The following is a 15,855-nucleotide window of genomic DNA, read 5'->3' on the forward strand; positions in this document are numbered from 1 at the left end:
CTTGCCGGCGGGCGCGCCGGTCGCCGACGCCGCGGCGGCGGGCGTCGAGATCGCCCCGCCCGGCGACCCCGATCCGGACGTCGCGGGGGACGAGGCGTGTCTCTACGCGTCCCGGGGGATCCCCGTGGTCATCGATCCCGACCGGTCGCGCGGCGTCAGCGCGGCAACGTCCCTCTTCGATCCGACACACGTCATCCTCGACGACGCCTTCCAGCACCGCGCCGTCTGGCGGGACCTCGATATCCTGCTTCTCGATCACGAGCGCCCCTTCGGGAACGGGCAGCTCATGCCGCTGGGCACGCTCAGGGAGCCGGCGGGCGCGGCGGCGCGCGCCGACGCGATCGTCTTCACGCGGGCGGCGGGACGAACAATCCCCGGCGAGGCCGAACGGTGGACGCGGGGAAAGCCGGTGCTCTTCTCCAGGCACGTCCCGACGCGCCTCCTTGCGCCGGGCGGCCGGATCCTGCCGCTCGACGCCCTCGCAAACAGGCGCGTCCTCCTCTTCTCGGGGATCGCGCGTCCCGCCTCGTTCGAATCGCTCGCCGCGCCCCTCTGCGGCGAGGCGGTCGCGAGCGTCCGTTTCGAGGATCATCACCGGTACACTGACGCGGACATCCGGCTGCTCGTCGAGACGGCCGGCGGGGAAACGGCGCTCGTCACGACCGAGAAGGACTGGGCGAAGGTGGCGGGGCTCGTTCCGCGGGGACGGGACCTGTTCGCGATCGAGATAGAGACCGGGACGGAGGGGATCGAACGGTTGCCGGTCTGGGTTTCGCCGGAGAGGTGACCGGCGAGCCGGTGGCGACCCGCGGCTCGCGGAGGCAGACGGAAACGGCCCGCCTCGGAAGGCGGGCCGTCGTCGTGTCGATCCGATGAGGGGTCGTGCGATCAGTCGTCGTCGGGCCGGTCCTCGTTGAGGACGTCGGCGAAGCCCACCACGATGCTTGCGCTGAAATCGATGTCCCGCTCGGTCTGCACCTCGTGGCCGTGGAAGGTGATGTACGCGTTGGCCAGGATCTCGCTGTTCGAGTAATGGATGTCGAAGAGGGGCGTCACGAGCTTCGCCGCGAAGGGCACCAGCAGGATGTAGGCCTCGACGTAGGCATCGGCCGGCACGAGCGTGCTCATCGTCCCCGAGAAGTTCTGCACCGGCACCGCGGCGCCGCCCATCGGGATGAAGCTCACATCGTAGCCCGTGAGGAGAAAATCGCCCAGCGCGCCCGAGGCGGGATCGATGATCCCGTTGTAGGGCTTGTTGTGGAACTCGACCTTGAGCCAGTCCTCCTCGACGTAGTCGTCGGAGATCTTGTACGTGACCTCGTCGTCGTAGTAGAGGGAATCGCCCTGGTTGAGGACATCGCTCAGGAACGGCTTGCCCTCGTTGAAATTGGAGACGTAGAGAACGGTTCGCTGATCGTAATTGCTGTCTTCGTCGCAACCGATGATCGCGGCCCCCGCCACGAGGGTCAGCATCAGCGCGATGAACGTGAACTTTCTGCCTGACATCGGGTGACCTCCTCATACGTGTCGGCTGTATACGCGTTCACGGGGGGATACGCAATGATTGTGCCAAGCGGGACGGAGTCGCGGTGTTTGCAACCGGCTATACTGCAAGAGTATACGGCTGGCCCCGGAACCGGAGGCGCCCGGATTGGACGCATATTGCACGATGCGCGACTTTCTGTTGCGGCGGGGAATCGTATTTTCCTATTATCCGGACGACGGGAGGAGACCCCATGGAGACCGTACGGACTGACATCCTCGTGATCGGCAGCGGCGCCGCCGGGCTTCTTTTCGCGCTCAAGGCGGCGGATTCGGCCGACGTCCTCGTCATCACCAAGAAGGAAGCGCCGCTCAGCAACACCAACTTCGCGCAGGGCGGAGTCGCCACCGTCATCGGCGAGGCCGATTCCTTCGAGCTGCACATCGGCGACACCATCGCCGCCGGCAGGGGGCTCTGCCACGAGGACGCGGTCGAGGTCATGGTCAGGGAAGGGCCGGCCCGGATACGGGAGTTGCTCGGGATCGGCGTCCGTTTCAACCGCGACGAGGCGAGCGGCGCGCTGCTGCTCGGGAGCGAGGGGGGGCATTCCGCCCCGCGCATCGTCCATTTCGACGACGTCACGGGGCGGGAGATCGAGGACAAGCTGGTCAGGTCCGTTCTCGAGCACGAGCGGATCGAGATCGTCGAGAACATCCTCGCCATCGATCTCGTTCTCGCCGACGGCGCCGTGCGGGGCGTCCGGGCGCTCGACCGGACGAGCGGGCGCATGAAGACCTTTCTCGCCCGGCATACCGTTCTCGCGACGGGCGGGGCGGGGAAGATCTACCTCTACACGTCGAATCCCGATATCGCCACCGGTGACGGGATCGCGATGGCCTACGAGGCGGGCGCATCGATCGCCAACCTCGAGTTCGTACAGTTCCACCCGACGTGCCTCTATCACCCCGATGCGAAGTCGCAGCTCATCTCCGAGGCGATGCGCGGCGAGGGAGCCGTCCTCAGGACGCAGGAGGGACGCGAGTTCATGCGTGACTACGATCCGCGCGCCGAGCTCGCGCCGCGCGACGTCGTCGCCAGGGCGATCGACCAGGAGATGAAGAGCAGCGGCGACAAGTTCGTCCTCCTCGACATCTCGCACCGGCCGTCCGAGTGGATCAAGCGGCGGTTTCCCTACATCTACGCGACCTGCCTGCAGTTCGGCATCGATATCGGCAGCGACCCGATCCCCGTCGTGCCTGCGGCGCACTACATGTGCGGCGGCGTTCGCGTGGACATAAACGGAAAAACCGATCTGCCCGGGCTGTCCGCGATCGGGGAGGTGGCGTGCTCGGGAGTCCACGGGGCGAACCGCCTCGCGAGCAATTCGATCCTCGAGGCGATCGTCATGGCGGCCCGATGCGCCGGGCGGATCGCCGGGGAGCCCGGTTTGCCGGCATGGACGGGCAGGATCCCCGACGGGCCGGCGAAGGGCGACCCCGAAACGCTCGACACGGTCATCGTCGATCACGACTGGGATCTGGCGAGACGCATCATGTGGGACTACGTGGGGATCGTCCGGTCCGACGAGCGGCTCGGCATGGCGGCGGCGCGTCTCGGTCTCGTCCAGGAGACGGTCAAGAGCCTCTTCGCGCGGCACGGCGCGATCTCCGATCTCGTCGAGCTCCGCAACATCGTGCTCGTGAGCGGACTGGTCGTCGAGTCGGCCCGGTCGCGGAAGGAGTCGCGCGGCCTGCACTACACCGTCGACTACCCGCGGAGCGATCCCGCCTTCCGCCGGGACACGGTGATACGGAAGGGTTGACGATGGACTGCGCGAAAGGCGATCAGGCGACGACGCGGCGGTACGATGCGGCGGCCTACGCATTCGTGATGGAGGCGGCCGAGCGCGCGATCGGCGAACGGCGGGGAACGGTGACCGGAAACGAGCTGCTCGACACGATACGGGACGTCGCCGTCGAACGGTTCGGACCGATGGCGAAGAGCGTCTTCGAGCACTGGGGGGTCACCGAAACGCGTGACTTCGGGCGGGTCGTCTACGATCTGATCGACGCCGGTCTCCTCGGCGAGAACGAGGGGGACAGCATCGAGGACTTCGGAGACGTCTACGAATTCGGGCAGGCCTTCGAAACGGACTATTTCGAGAGATGAGGGATCCGCGATCCCGACGTCGACACGGCAGATCCACACGGAGACCGTCGTCGTCCTCGGACTCGGGGCGACGATCGCGCAGGCGATCTTTCTCCGCGAGATGATGCCCCTCTTCACGGGCTCCGAACTCGTCGTCGCCTTCCTGCTCGCGGGCTGGCTCGCATGGACGGGCGCGGGCGGCATCCTCGGCGGGCGGATCCTCGCGCGGCGCGGCCTCATTCCGGACAGCGGCTTCGGTCTCCTCGCGCTCGCGGCGGGGCTGCTGATCCCGTCGACGGTGCTCGCGATCCGCCTGGCCCGCGCCGCGCTCGTCGAAACGCCGGGAGCGTTGCCGCCCTTCGGGTTGGCGATCGCCGCATGCCTGCTCCTGCCCGCCCCGTTCTGTCTTCTCTACGGTTCCTTCTACAACGCAGCGAGTCTCGTGCTCGCCGGCGGACGGCGCGTCGCCGGAGGGATATCGCGCGCATACGTGCTCGAGGCGCTCGGCGCGCTCGTCGGCGCGACGCTGTTCGCCTTCCTTGTCGTGCCGGTCCTGTCGCAGCTCGCGGGGGCCGTCGCCGCGGCCGTCCTCGTCATGGCGGCCGTCATCCCCTCCGCGGGGGGCGGGGGGCGCCGCCCCGCGGGCATCGTCGTCGCGTTCATCGCCGGCCTTCTCCTCGTCGCCTCGGCGCCGGGGCTCGACCGGGCGACCGCGGAACGCCTCTTCCGGGGCTACAGGGTCGAACGGTTCGGCTCCTCGCGCTACGGCGAGATCGCCGTCGTGTCACGGGGGGGGATGCGCACCTTCTTTTCCGGCGGCGGGCGGCTCTTCTCCGTTCCGGAACCGGAGCGGACGGCGGAGGCGGTCCACCTGCCGCTTTTGCTCCATCCGTCGCCGCGTCGGGTGCTGATCGTCGGCGGCGCGCTCGGCGGCGGCATCGAGGCCGCCGCGATGCATCCGTCGGTGCGGGAGATCGATTGCGTCGAGCTCGACGGAAAGCTCCTCGACGCGGCCCTCGAGGCGGGGGAGCCCGCGCCGGAGACGCGACCGGCGGTCCGGTTCGTCGTCGGCGATGCCAGGGCGCATCTCGCGCGAACGCCGGGGCGCTACGACGTCGTCATCCTCGGCCTGCCGCCGCCGCTCACCCTCCTGGCGAACCGATGCTTCACCGCGGAATTCTTCGCCGCGGCCGGCCAGGCGCTCTGTCCCGGGGGGATCGTCTGCTGCCGGCATCCGGCCGCGGAGAATTTCGTCTCGGCCGCCGAGGCGCGGGTCCTCGGAACGCTCGATCGCACGATTTGTTCGGCGCTCGGCGGGACGCTTTTTTTGCCGGGAGCCTGGATCGTCGCGCCGGCGGATTTCGTCAAAGCCGACACGATACTCGCGCGGCTCGAAAGCCGGGGCGTCGAGGCGGAGTTCCTCACGCGGGGCGATCTGCCCTACCGCTTCTCGCCCGAGCGGCTCGCATGGTTCAGGACGTCGGTCGACGGCGGGCGTGGAGGGGCGCTCAACACGGACGCGCGGCCCGTCCTGCCCCTCCAGGAGCTCGCGCTCGAGGGTCGGCGGATCGGTTCGACCGCCGTCGCGGCCATCGGCGATCTCGCCGGGATCGATCCCCGGCTGCCGCCCGCGGCACTCGGCCTGGTCGTTTTTGTCGTCTTCATCGCCTCCCTGCGCCGGGGCCGTGCCGCCGGTGCGGCGATCTGGGGCGTCGGCCTCGCCGGGTTCCTCGCGCAGATCGTCGTCCTGCTCGCTTTCCAGTCGAGGTCGGGGCTCCTGTACCACGGATTCGTTCTTCTCACCGCGCTCTTCATGGCGGGCGCGGCCGCCGGCGCGATCATCTCCATTCGCGGCGGCTTCTCGGGCCGGGGGTACCTGAGACTGCTGCACGCGCTCTTCCTGCTCCACGCCGCGGCACTCGCGTGGTGGGTCGTCTCGCCGTCGCCGGCGGGGGGCGCGGGACCCGCTCCCTTCATTCTCGCCGCGGCGCTCGGCATGCTCACCGGCGCCTATTACCCGGCGGTCGTCGCGGAAGCGTATCCCGGCGGCGCCACGCCGCCGGCCCTCTTCTATTCGCTGGATCTCTTCGGCGCCTGCATCGGCGCGCTGGCCGGGGGGATCGTGCTCGTGCCCGTGTCGGGATTCGAAGGCACGATCCTTCTCGTCGCCGGCATCCACGCGGCGGCAGCCGTCATCGTGGCCGGTCGGTGGTGAGGGGGTTCAGCGCAGGCCGAGCCCGCGTTCGGAGAAGACATCGGCCGAGAAGACCTCGATGACGGTTCCCTCTTTTCGCCACGCTCCCGGTTCGAGGCCGGCCTTCACGCAGGTCTGGTCGAGGAAGCGTTCGCGGTCCCAGTTCCACTCGACGGCGACCTGCGGCAGGAGGAGGCCTCGATGGGAGCCGCGGGTGATGATGATCCCGTGCCTGCCGACCTCGACGCGACCGGGGTCGGCGATCCTGACGACGGGGCTCAAGACGGAGATCTCGATCTCGATACCGTCGATCTCGTCAGCCGTCACGGGAGGGAAGCGGTAGTCGTCGAAGGCGGCGGCGACGGCCATCTCGCTGATCGTGTCGGCGAGGGGTTTGACCGCCTCGATGTACCCGATGCAGCCGCGAAGCCGGCCGCCCTTCTTCAGCGTGACGAAGCCGCCTCGCTTCTCGCCGAGGACGTTCGAGGCGGGCCGTTCGGGGAGGGGCGCGTCGTCGCCGAGCGCACGTGCGATCGTTCGCCGGGCGAGGCGAAGAAGGAACCGGCGGGTGCCGTCGTCGAGACCCGCGTCGTCCCCGGGGGCGCCCCGCGAAGAAGAGCGCTTCGTTCCTTGCGGTTCCTCGTCGCCGGTTGATCCGGCTGCGATCATCGCTGCGGAAACGTACCCGACGACGCTCGAGTGGTCTCCCGTCACGTCCCCCGACGTCGCGTAGGCGAGGACGTCGCACCGCGATGCGCCGAGTCGGCCGGCGGCGATCATCGCCGCCGCAGTCGGTCCGCCGCCGCACGCTTCCGTGCCGCCGGAGGAGAGCGAGGAGAGGAGCTGTTCAACCGAGAAGCCGCGGAGGCCGTCGAGGAAGACGCCGTCGAGCCTGCCGGCCTCCCGTCCGGCGTGGAAATGGGAGAGGTCCGTGCTCGCCACGATCAGCGCGTTCCGACCGGCGAGGGCCTCGCCGAGGGCCTCGCCGAGGATGCGGACGTTCGATGCGCTCTGGTCGCCCATGACGATCGCCACGAGGTCGAACTGGCCGAGCGCCACCTGGAGGAAGGGGAGCTGCACCTCGAGGGAGTGCTCGCCGCGGCCGCCGGCGACGACGCGATGCCCTTCCATCGCCGCGCGGACGCGACCGCCCGTTCCGGCGAGCAGCTCGACGATCTCCCTGTTCACCGGGATCGCGCCGAGCGGCGTCTCGTAGGCCGCGCCGGGGAAGACGGACGAGAAATCGAAGTATTCGACGTGGCAGGGGGAGATGACGACGACCGTCTCGTAGGAGCGCCCGCGGATGAGTCGGTAGCCGTGCGCCGCGACAGCGCCCGAATACTGGTAGCCGGCGTGCGGGGAGACGAGGGCGACGACGCGCCCGCCGACATCGGCGGCGCCAACGGCGTCGAGATACCCCTCGATGTCCCGCCTCAGTCGCACGGGGTCCCCGGGGTAGAATTGGCCCGCGACGACCGGCGGGCGCACGGTGCGTTCCATCGTCCCCTCTTCTCCTTTCGCGGCGTTCGCGGAGACGGCGATTGCCGCCGCCGCGAAGACCGCCGCTCCGACGATGCATCCTCTCATTCCCAGACTCCCGGCACCGCCGCGCCGCACGCGGCGCACCTGCCTTCCCGGATGGCCGTCGCGACCACGCGGTACCCGCTTCTCGATACTACCGTCTTCCCGCAGGCGGGGCAACAGGTGTTCTCCGCCTCGCCGTGGGGGACGTTGCCGATGTAGACGTAGCGCATTCCCGCCTCCATCGCGGCGTCCCGTGCGCGCTCGAGCGTCTCGACGGGGGTCGGTGGAAGGTCGCTGAGACGGTAGTGGGGGAAGAAGCGCGAGAAGTGCAGCGGAACGTCGGGGCCGGCGTGGCCGGCCAGCCACGCGGCCATCTCGCCGATCCGGGCCGGATCGTCGTTCAGCGTGGGCACGACGAGATAGACGATCTCGAGCCACGTTCCGGTCTCGCTGACCGTTTCGATGGCGGAGAGGACCGGCGAGAGCCGTCCGGAGCAGATGCGGCGGTAGTAGTCGTCGTCGAAGGCCTTCAGGTCGATCTTGACCGCGTCCACGAGCGAGCAGAGCTCGCGGAGCGGCTCCGTCTCGATGTACGCCCCGGTGACCACGACGGACCGGAGCCCGCGTTCCCTGGCGAGCGAGGCGATGTCGGCGGCGTATTCCCAGTAGACGACCGGTTCCCCGTAGGTGAATGCGATCGATGCCGCACCGACCCGGGAGGCCGCATCGACGATACGGTCGGGCGGCATGTCCTGCGTGTCGACCTCGCCGGGACGCGAGCGGGATATCTGCCAGTTCTGGCAGAAGTCGCAGGCGAGGTTGCAGCCGACCGTCGAGAGTGAGAAGGCGGAGGTCCCGGGAAGGAAATGGAAGAAGGGTTTCTTCTCGATCGGGTCGAGATGCATCGCGCAGGGCCGGCCCCAGACGAGCGTCACGAGCCGGCCGGCCTCGTTCCCGCGCGCACCGCACCAGCCGCTGTCTCCCGGCGGGATCACGCAGGCGCGGGGACAGAGCAAGCATCGCACGCGACCGTTCCCGGCCGGTTTCCACCAGCGGGCCTCGACGGCGTCGGCCGCCGCCGGCGAGGGGATGCCTGCGGCCAGGAGAGCGGCGGTCGATCCGGCGAGAAAACACCGCCTCGTCATCGGATCGCCGACGGTTCGTCTGCCGTGTCTGGTGTTCTTCATGATCGCTCGCGACCTCATGGATAATGATAACCGCGGGAGGCGGGGCGCGCAACCGCGCTCAGGGCATGAGACCGGCGCCGATCGATTCGAACCGGCGGCGCAGGCGGGCGGCGGTATGCACGGGGAGACGCCCGAGTGCGTCCGAGGAGAGCGATCCGCCGATCTCGTGGTCGGCGAGGGGCGTGGCGATGCGGATGCGGTCGAGCAGGCGTCCGTCCGCGTCCTCTATGACGATCTCGACGGCGAGCGGATCGAGAAAGGATGCGCCCGACTCGAAGGTGTCGTCGAGAAACCCGTCGAACCGCGTCCGCCGCAGGTCGTCGAGAAGCGAGAAAACGGCCTGGCCCCGGACCGCCGCGTCGCCCGCTTCGGGCGCGACCCACGCGCCGTCGCCGCCGCGCAGCGCGACGGTCGTGTCGGGGCTCGTCCACCGGACGAGATGCGCCGCGTTCGGATCGAAGAAGGCGAGCCGGCGGGAGCGCAACCCTTCCGGGTCGACCTCGAAGATCGGGAGGATGTCCGACGTCCTGATCGAGACGACCTTGTCGAGACCGTCGCGGAGCACGTGCACCGTCTCCTCGTCGACCCGTCCGATCGAGATCGAGACGATCCCCGACGGGCCGTCGATGAACAGGCGGCGGCCGGGGGCGCGGAGGCCGAACCGATCGAGGGAATCCGTCGTCTCCGCGTCGAAGGAGCGGATGATCGTCTCGGAGAGCCTCTTCGCGTACGCGTCCATCCAGGAGGACTCCACGCGGTAGCGCGGGCCGGTGCGCCACCATCCCCCGGCCTCGCGGGCGAAGGAGAGACGGCGGTTGCCGTCGTTGACGGTGATCGCGGAGATGTCGCCGGGGATGACGTGGAACAGGTTCTTGTCGCGCAGGTGGAAGAGGTTCTTGCGCATCGCGTTGTGCATCAGGTCGCGCGTGATGAGGACGGCGTGCTCGTCGTTGACGCGGACGTAGGCGCGGGGGCCGGTCGGCGTCGTGTCGCCGACGCGCACCGTGTCGACGCGGCCGCGACGATCGTTGAAGAGGATCACCGTGGCAAAGGGATCGTCGAGACCGTACGGGGCGAAATCATACACCCCGTCGAATTCCTCGAGTTTCCGTCCGGGGACGACCTGGTCGAGGACGAGGTCGATCATCGACCGCTGGCCGGGGGTGACGACCGGGCTCGTGATGATCCACTCCTCACCGGACCGTTCCATGACGATCAGCTCGCCCCCGGGCGGGCGGAGCGAGAAGCGGTCGACCTCCTCGGGGCCGTAGGGGAAGATGGTTCCGGAGCGGCCCGAACGCTCCGTCGCGCGCCGCCGCGGCTCCTCGACGGCGAAGAACCATGCGGCGACCAGGATGAGCAGTACGAGGAGGATCCATGTCGTTCGCGCGCGCACAACCGGTCCTTTCTCACGCGGAGCGGCGCCGCCGGATCGAGACGAATGCAGCCATGCCGGCGACGGCGAGGGGAACGGCGACGACGGGTATCCAGAAGACCACCCGGCCTTCACGGTCGGAGAGGACGACCGGCTGGAGGAGCGGATCGCGGGGCCTGATCGAGATCAGATCCTCCTGCTCGGCGAGCCAGCCGATCGTGTTGAGGATCAGGTCGCGGTGCGCGGAGGTCTTCACGTTCGCGTTCATCGCGAAGTCGGCGTCACCGAAGACGACGAGGCGCATGCGGCGCCGGAGCGGGGCGCCCGCCGCGTCGCCGGGGGGGACGTCGCGGGAAGCGACGGCGGCGATGGCCACCGGGCCCGCCGCGTCGTGTTCGGGGTCGAAGCGCGTCTGTCCCGCCATGAGGGAATCGAGATCGGATTCCGAGTAGGCGCCCTGAGCGGTCTTGCAGAGGACGATCGCCTCGACGCCCTCCGGCGCCGGATCGGCCGGCAGGACGGACCGGGCCTGGGGAAAGAAGGAAAGCTCCCGTATCGGGCGGGTGATCGCATGGTCGCCGTAGGTGTTGACCACCGGGGTCAGGTAGTTGCCGGCGAGCAGCTTCCCGAACCGGTCGATCACCATGTCGTCGCGGACCTCGATCCCGTGCCGGTACGCGATGAGGCACAGCCGCGGGATCGAGGTCATCGGCTCGAGGAGCATGAGGACCTTTCCGCCGCCGTCGAGGTAGCCGTCGACGAGGGCCTCCTCGCGCGGGAAGAGATCGACGGACGGGCCGGCGATGACGAGCATCTCGCAACTGTCCGGCACCCCATCCGCCGTGGCGAGAAGGAGCTCCCTCGCGTCGTACCCCTCGCCCGCGAGGGCCAGGCCGAGCTCGCTGTAGCCGTCCGGCGCCTCGTCGTCGATCGACTTCTCGCCGTGGCCCGTCGTGAAGCAGACGGTCTTCCTTCCCGGCCTGACGACCTTGAGGATCGCGTTGGTGAGGGCTTCCTCGCTCGTCTCCGTGATGTGCGCGTCCCGCTCGCCCGATTCGACGACGATGGTCTCCACGTCGCCGACGCCGTAGCGGCGGGCGGCGACGGGATCGCGGTCGGGATCGACGAATCGCCAGGTCAGGCGGGTGGAAGCGGCGGCGTATTCGCGGACGAGATCCTCGAGCACGCGGCGCACGGGGGAGGTGTCCTTGAAGAAGAGGTTCACGGCCACGTCCTTCTCCAAACCGGCGAGGATCGCCCGCGTCTGCGGCGCGAGGGAGAAGCGCCGGTTCGCCGTGGTGTCGAAACGCCTGTCGTGGCGCGTCGCGATCGTCTGCAGGAAGACGAGCAGGCCGAGGAAGAGGGCGATCGACATCCACGCGTGCATCTCGAGGCGGCGCTGGCGTCTGCCGCCGGCCGTGCGATCGCGAAAGAAGAGGGCGGCGACCGAGAAGGCGAACCCGAGGAGGAGGGGGAGGACGGAGAGGAAACCGCTGCCGTGCAGTATCCCGTAGGTGACCGAGCCGACGAGTATGAGCGCCAGTCCAAGCGGTCCGAATATTCCTGTCATGCGTCGCATGCGCTCAGTTCCTCCATCTGGCCGATTCGAGCGATTTCAGCGTGAGGAAGAGGAAGAAGGCCGACATGAGGAGGTAATAGGTGACGTCCTGCAGGACGATGACGCCCTTGGTGAAGGACTCGAGATGATAGAGAAGGGAGAACTGCGAGATCACCTTCGCCGCGGTCGGGCCGGCGAAGGGGACCGTCCACCCGATGACGAGGAAGAAGAGGCCCGCCCCGAAGGCGGAGACCCCCGCGACGAGCTGGTTGTCGGTGAGGGAGGAGAAGAACGTGCCGATGGCGATGAAGGTCCCTCCCATGAGAAAGAGGCCGAGGTAGCCGGTGACGATCGGCCCGGGCTCCGGATCGGCGTAGACGGCGAGGAGCACGGGGCAGGCGACGGTCCCCGCGAGCATGATCCCCCAGGTCGCGAGCGCCGCGGCGTATTTGCCGGCGACTGCAGGCAGGTCGCCGATCGGATAGGTGAGCAGGAGCTCGAACGTCCCCTGCTTCCGTTCCTCGGCGAGCAGGCGCATCGTGAGGAGGGGAAGCAGGATGAGCAGGATGAGGCTGAGGTCCCCGAGAAGCGGGCGCATGACGTCGTCGGTGAGGTTCAGCGGCATGCCGAAATCCCCCGACCTGGCCATCTGGTAGGAGAGGTAGTTGTACCGCTTGAAGATGTTGTGGAAGAAGTAGCCGGCGAGGAAGAGGAATACCGACAGCGTCACCCACGCGGTGAGCGACCGGAAGAGGTACTTCAGCTCGCGCCGGAAGATGATGGCGAAGGGGCGCATCTCAGGCCTCCTCCGTGACGAGCCGCAGGAAGATCTCCTCGAGCGAGAGCTCCTCGCCGAAGATCTCGACGAGGGGCAGTCCTGCGTGGACGAGACGGGAGGCGATCGCTCCGCGCAGATCGATCTCGGGGGCCGTCTCGACGCGGATGCCGTTCGTGTCGTCCGGCGATGTCGCCACCGCGAGGATGCCCTCCATCCGTTTGATCTCCCCGGCGGCGGCGGCCGTCGAGGCCGGATCGGCGAGACGGACCCGGACGGTCGAGGAACGGCGGAGCCGGTTCCGCAGGTTGGCGGGGCTGTCGACGGCGACGAGCTCGCCGCGGTTGACGATGATGACGCGGTCGCAGACCTGGTTGACCTCGGGGAGGATGTGGCTGGAGAGGATCACGGTGCGGTCCTGGCCGATGTGCTTCACCAGGCGCCGGATGTCGATGATCTGCTTGGGATCGAGACCGATGGTCGGCTCGTCGAGGATGAGCAGCTCCGGGTCGCCGATGATCGCCTGCGCGATGCCGACCCGCTGCTGGTAGCCCTTGGAGAGGTGTCCGATCGTCCGGTGGGCGACCTCGGCGAGACCGCATTTCTCCACGGCGTCGCCGACCGCCGCCGTGACGCGGCGCGCGGGCACGCCCTTGAGGCCGGCGGCGAATCCGAGATACTCGGCCGTCCGCATGTCGTGGTAGAGGGGGGTCTTCTCGGGGAGGTAGCCGATCCGTCGCCTGACCTCCATCGACTGCTCGAGTATGTCGAAGCCGCAGATCCTCGCCGTTCCGGACGTGGGGGGGAGAAAGCAGGTGAGCATCCGCATCGTCGTCGTCTTCCCCGCGCCGTTCGGGCCGAGGAAGCCGAGGACCTCGCCGCGCTTCACGGTGAAGGAGAGATCGCGTACGCCAACGTTGGCGCCGTAGTACCGGGTGAGGTTCTCGACCTCGATCAAATCGCATCGTCTCCGCGTGTCGATGTGTCGAATGCTATCTGCCACCCATGCAAGAAGATAAGATACGGCGAGGCGCGGTGTCAATCACCGACGGGAAAAATGTCTTGTTCGCCCGGGATCGCCTTCCCTATCATCGGCCCCGTCGCCGGAGCGCGGTGTAACAAAATCCGCGATCCGCCGTAACAGGAGAAGACATCGGCGATCCCCCGGGATCGGCGGCCCTGGGAACGGTTCAACCGGACGGAAAGGATGAAGATGAAGAAGGCGATCCTGACGCTCGCGATCCTGCTGCTGCTCGCGCCACCCGCCCGAGCCGCGGACACGGACCTCTGGTACTCCGTCGTCTTCCCCGGCTGGGGACAGATGCGCGACGGCCGGTACGGGCGGGGCACGGCGCTCGTCAGCGCCGAGATCGTATCCCTTCTCGGACTCGTCATCAGCGACATCCAGTACAACCGCGAGGTCGACAAGTACGACAACTGGCGCGCGACCTACTACGCCGCAGACTACATCGGCGACAAGCAGGCCGCCTTCGAGATGATGAACGAGAAGTGGAACGAGGCCGAGGATCTCCACCGGTACCGGAACTATTTCCTCGGCGCGGCGATCGGCGTCTGGGCGATCGGCGTCATCGACATGGCGATCGGCGGAGAGGCCTCGCCGCCGCCGCTGGCCCTGGAGGCGCGCCGGGACGGATTCCTCGTCACCAGGACGATTCACTTCTAGCATGGAGAATACGATGCGGAGAACCTGTGCGATGATCGCGGCGGCCGTCCTGACGGTCGCCTTCCTCTCGTGCGGCACCGATCACGAGGGATTGCCGACCTCGTTCGAGTTCACGCCGCCGCCCGTCCCCGTCGACGTCGCCGCCTCCGGGCTTCCCGGCGAGACGCTCGTCACGTGGGGATACGGCGATCCGGGGATCGTCGGGGAGTACCGGGTCTACTACTACTACGAGGACTACGGGATGATCGAGCTCGTCGGCACGACGACCGAGACGCTCTACCATGACGAGGGACTCGTCCCGAACGTCGAGTACTGTTACGTCGTCTCGGCCGTCGACTCGAACGGGCTCGAGGGCTACCGCTCCGAAACCGCCTGCGCGACGCCGACGATCGATTGAACAAAGCATTTCCGCCCGGTGGCACGGAATCTGCATGCCGCCGGGCGGGAGTGTATTCATGTTCAGGCAGACCGACGAAACGAAACCGCGCACGATGAGCGACCTGGCGAGCGAGGTCCTCGGGACGGAGGACGGCCGCATCTACCGGGTGATCATCGACGGCGTCTCGAGCAGGATCGAGACGAACGAGGCCTTCGCCATCAAGTTCGCCCTGCTCTCCCACGTACCCGTCTCGCGCATGAAGCATCTCATGCGCCGCCTGCCGGCCACCCTGTGGAAGGGGAGCGGCCGATCGCGCGCGGCGGGGCTTCTCGGCATGATCGAGGAAGCGGGAGGGAAGGGCAGGATCGAGGCGATGGCGCGTGAGCCCGTGCCGGGCGCAGGGTCGTCGGGAAAGAAGGCCGACACCGTCTGCCGCGTCTGCGGCTTCCCCCTCCGAACCGGTGAGGCCTTCTGCGATTTCTGCATGACGCCCGTCGACCCGGCCGAGACGGGACGCGCCGCGCCGCGCCGCGCCGCGGTCCGACGGGGACGCTCTCCCTATCTCTTCCTCTTCCTGGTCCTCCTCGGCGCGGCCGTCGCGGCGATTCTCGCGCTCGCGCGCTGATCTCACATTTCCTCGAGCAGGTTTCCCTGGTTCGGCGCCGTGGCGACGCCGCGCAGCTGCGGGTAGAGCGCGATCAGCGAGGGCGGCACCTCCCGGCGGCGGTGTTCGAGCATCGCACGCAGCTGGACGGCGTTGACGAGCGCCTGGCCCCTGAAGTGGTTGTTGGCGACGATGAAGAGACGGTCGACGCGCGGGGCGACCGCGGCGGCGCGTTCGTGCCACCCGGACAGTTCCCCCTCGTCGTAGAGGTAGTCGTACCGCTCGTCCCGTGTCGACGAGGGATCGAACCAGTGCGCGCGGTTCCGTCCGTGCAGGCGGATGTAGCCGAGCCGGGGGGTCGTCGCGTGCGCGGTCGGCGGCATCGAATCGCCGATGACCGGCTGGTCGATGTTGCAGAAGGCGAGATCACGGTCGGCGAGAAAGCCGGCGGTCTCGGGGTTGTTCCACGAGCCATGGCGCAGTTCGACCGCGACGGGGCGGCCGGACAGGAGCGCTCCGAGACGGTCGAGGAGGTGGAGGTTGGCCGCGTCTCTCCGGAATGACCAGGGAAACTGCAGGAGCCAGGCGCCGATCCGGCCCGCCTCCTCGAGGGGCGAGAAGGCGTCGATGAACCGGCGCACGGCATCGTCGTCGGCCGTTCGCTCGTGGGTGATGGCGCGCCAGGCCTTCACCGTGAAGAGGAAACGGGGGAGATCGCCGATCCGTTCGACCCACCGCCGGACCATTTGCCTCCCCGGCACGCGGTAGAAGGAGCTGTTGAGCTCGATGCAATCGACGTAGCGGGCGAGAAAGCGGAGACGGTCGATCGTCCGGGAGGCGGGATAGATCGGACCGATCCAGTCGGGATAGGACCAACCGGCGGTCCCGATCCAGATCCGGTCGACGATCGGGGGAGACTCCATGAGGGGATCATGGGCGATTTG

15 protein-coding genes are annotated in these 15,855 nt (G+C 68.4%); 7 read left to right on the forward strand and 8 right to left on the reverse strand.

Annotated features, from left to right (window positions below; translation table 11 throughout):
• Window positions 1-787: tetraacyldisaccharide 4'-kinase (lpxK, locus tag JW876_03525; GenBank protein ID MBN1884582.1), on the forward strand; the 787-nt coding region annotated here is incomplete at its 5' end.
• A 101-nt stretch (window positions 788-888) separates the two neighbouring features.
• On the opposite strand, the gene JW876_03530 is transcribed toward lpxK, so the two are convergent.
• A complete protein-coding gene (locus JW876_03530; protein MBN1884583.1) occupies window positions 889-1,506 on the reverse strand; it encodes a hypothetical protein in 618 nt (205 codons plus the stop codon).
• Window positions 1,507-1,736: 230 nt separating this feature from the next.
• Here JW876_03530 and nadB point away from each other — a divergent pair, with 230 nt between their 5' ends.
• The 3 genes from nadB (at window position 1,737) to JW876_03545 (ending at window position 5,846) form a co-directional block, all read left to right on the forward strand.
• The gene (gene nadB / locus JW876_03535) at window positions 1,737-3,305 is read left to right on the forward strand and encodes an L-aspartate oxidase (protein MBN1884584.1); all 1,569 of its coding nucleotides are present in this window, start codon (window positions 1,737-1,739) and stop codon (window positions 3,303-3,305) included.
• Between the two features lie 2 nt (window positions 3,306-3,307).
• Window positions 3,308-3,652 (forward strand): hypothetical protein, encoded by a 345-nt coding sequence (locus JW876_03540; GenBank protein ID MBN1884585.1) that lies wholly within the window; start codon window positions 3,308-3,310, stop codon window positions 3,650-3,652.
• Window positions 3,653-3,752: 100 nt separating this feature from the next.
• Window positions 3,753-5,846, forward strand: coding sequence for a hypothetical protein (locus tag JW876_03545; GenBank protein ID MBN1884586.1), 2,094 nt, complete (start codon window positions 3,753-3,755; stop codon window positions 5,844-5,846).
• A 6-nt stretch (window positions 5,847-5,852) separates the two neighbouring features.
• Here JW876_03545 and amrB read toward each other — a convergent pair whose 3' ends face one another.
• From amrB to JW876_03575, 6 genes are read right to left on the reverse strand one after another with little or no spacing between them, the layout of a single operon-like run.
• The gene (amrB, locus tag JW876_03550; GenBank protein MBN1884587.1) at window positions 5,853-7,412 is read right to left on the reverse strand and encodes an AmmeMemoRadiSam system protein B; all 1,560 of its coding nucleotides are present in this window, start codon (window positions 7,410-7,412) and stop codon (window positions 5,853-5,855) included.
• Complete coding sequence (amrS, locus tag JW876_03555; GenBank protein ID MBN1884588.1) at window positions 7,409-8,536, reverse strand: AmmeMemoRadiSam system radical SAM enzyme; 1,128 nt, start codon at window positions 8,534-8,536, stop codon at window positions 7,409-7,411. Before amrS ends, amrB begins: the two co-directional genes overlap by 4 nt.
• A gap of 58 nt (window positions 8,537-8,594) precedes the next feature.
• Window positions 8,595-9,932 carry a DUF4340 domain-containing protein gene (locus JW876_03560; protein ID MBN1884589.1) on the reverse strand — a complete coding sequence of 446 codons (1,338 nt, stop codon included), beginning with the start codon at window positions 9,930-9,932 and terminating at the stop codon, window positions 8,595-8,597.
• A gap of 13 nt (window positions 9,933-9,945) precedes the next feature.
• A complete protein-coding gene (locus JW876_03565) occupies window positions 9,946-11,490 on the reverse strand; it encodes a GldG family protein (GenBank protein MBN1884590.1) in 1,545 nt (514 codons plus the stop codon).
• Window positions 11,491-11,494: 4 nt separating this feature from the next.
• The gene (locus tag JW876_03570) at window positions 11,495-12,265 is read right to left on the reverse strand and encodes an ABC transporter permease subunit (GenBank protein ID MBN1884591.1); all 771 of its coding nucleotides are present in this window, start codon (window positions 12,263-12,265) and stop codon (window positions 11,495-11,497) included.
• 1 nt (window position 12,266) lies between these two features.
• A complete protein-coding gene (locus JW876_03575; GenBank protein ID MBN1884592.1) occupies window positions 12,267-13,202 on the reverse strand; it encodes an ATP-binding cassette domain-containing protein in 936 nt (311 codons plus the stop codon).
• Window positions 13,203-13,457: 255 nt separating this feature from the next.
• Between JW876_03575 and JW876_03580 the strand changes: the two genes are divergently transcribed.
• The 3 genes from JW876_03580 to JW876_03590 are packed head-to-tail and all read left to right on the forward strand — an operon-like array spanning window position 13,458 to window position 14,932.
• Window positions 13,458-13,928: a hypothetical protein gene (locus JW876_03580; protein ID MBN1884593.1), complete on the forward strand. Its 471-nt coding sequence runs from the start codon at window positions 13,458-13,460 to the stop codon at window positions 13,926-13,928.
• A 13-nt stretch (window positions 13,929-13,941) separates the two neighbouring features.
• Window positions 13,942-14,325, forward strand: coding sequence for a hypothetical protein (locus JW876_03585; protein ID MBN1884594.1), 384 nt, complete (start codon window positions 13,942-13,944; stop codon window positions 14,323-14,325).
• A 58-nt stretch (window positions 14,326-14,383) separates the two neighbouring features.
• On the forward strand, window positions 14,384-14,932 hold the full coding sequence (locus JW876_03590; GenBank protein MBN1884595.1) for a hypothetical protein: 549 nt from the start codon (window positions 14,384-14,386) through the stop codon (window positions 14,930-14,932).
• Between the two features lie 2 nt (window positions 14,933-14,934).
• Here the strand turns inward: JW876_03590 and JW876_03595 are convergent, their stop codons facing one another.
• Complete coding sequence (locus JW876_03595) at window positions 14,935-15,834, reverse strand: DUF72 domain-containing protein (protein ID MBN1884596.1); 900 nt, start codon at window positions 15,832-15,834, stop codon at window positions 14,935-14,937.
• Between the last annotated feature and the right edge of the window lie 21 nt (window positions 15,835-15,855).

Source organism: Candidatus Krumholzibacteriota bacterium, assembly GCA_016931295.1.
In the GTDB taxonomy this organism is placed as follows: domain Bacteria; phylum Krumholzibacteriota; class Krumholzibacteriia; order Krumholzibacteriales; family Krumholzibacteriaceae; genus JAFGEZ01.

Bases quoted from the DNA above. Each gene is read 5' to 3' on its own strand.
- JW876_03530 (MBN1884583.1), bottom strand. From the start codon at position 1,506: ATGTCAGGCAGAAAGTTCACGTTCATCGCGCTGATGCTGACCCTCGTG.
- nadB (MBN1884584.1), top strand. From the start codon at position 1,737: ATGGAGACCGTACGGACTGACATCCTCGTGATCGGCAGCGGCGCCGCC.
- JW876_03540 (MBN1884585.1), top strand. From the start codon at position 3,308: ATGGACTGCGCGAAAGGCGATCAGGCGACGACGCGGCGGTACGATGCG.
- JW876_03545 (MBN1884586.1), top strand. From the start codon at position 3,753: ATGATGCCCCTCTTCACGGGCTCCGAACTCGTCGTCGCCTTCCTGCTC.
- amrB (MBN1884587.1), bottom strand. From the start codon at position 7,412: ATGAGAGGATGCATCGTCGGAGCGGCGGTCTTCGCGGCGGCGGCAATC.
- amrS (MBN1884588.1), bottom strand. From the start codon at position 8,536: ATGAAGAACACCAGACACGGCAGACGAACCGTCGGCGATCCGATGACG.
- JW876_03565 (MBN1884590.1), bottom strand. From the start codon at position 11,490: ATGCGACGCATGACAGGAATATTCGGACCGCTTGGACTGGCGCTCATA.
- JW876_03570 (MBN1884591.1), bottom strand. From the start codon at position 12,265: ATGCGCCCCTTCGCCATCATCTTCCGGCGCGAGCTGAAGTACCTCTTC.
- JW876_03580 (MBN1884593.1), top strand. From the start codon at position 13,458: ATGAAGAAGGCGATCCTGACGCTCGCGATCCTGCTGCTGCTCGCGCCA.
- JW876_03585 (MBN1884594.1), top strand. From the start codon at position 13,942: ATGCGGAGAACCTGTGCGATGATCGCGGCGGCCGTCCTGACGGTCGCC.
- JW876_03590 (MBN1884595.1), top strand. From the start codon at position 14,384: ATGTTCAGGCAGACCGACGAAACGAAACCGCGCACGATGAGCGACCTG.
- JW876_03595 (MBN1884596.1), bottom strand. From the start codon at position 15,834: ATGGAGTCTCCCCCGATCGTCGACCGGATCTGGATCGGGACCGCCGGT.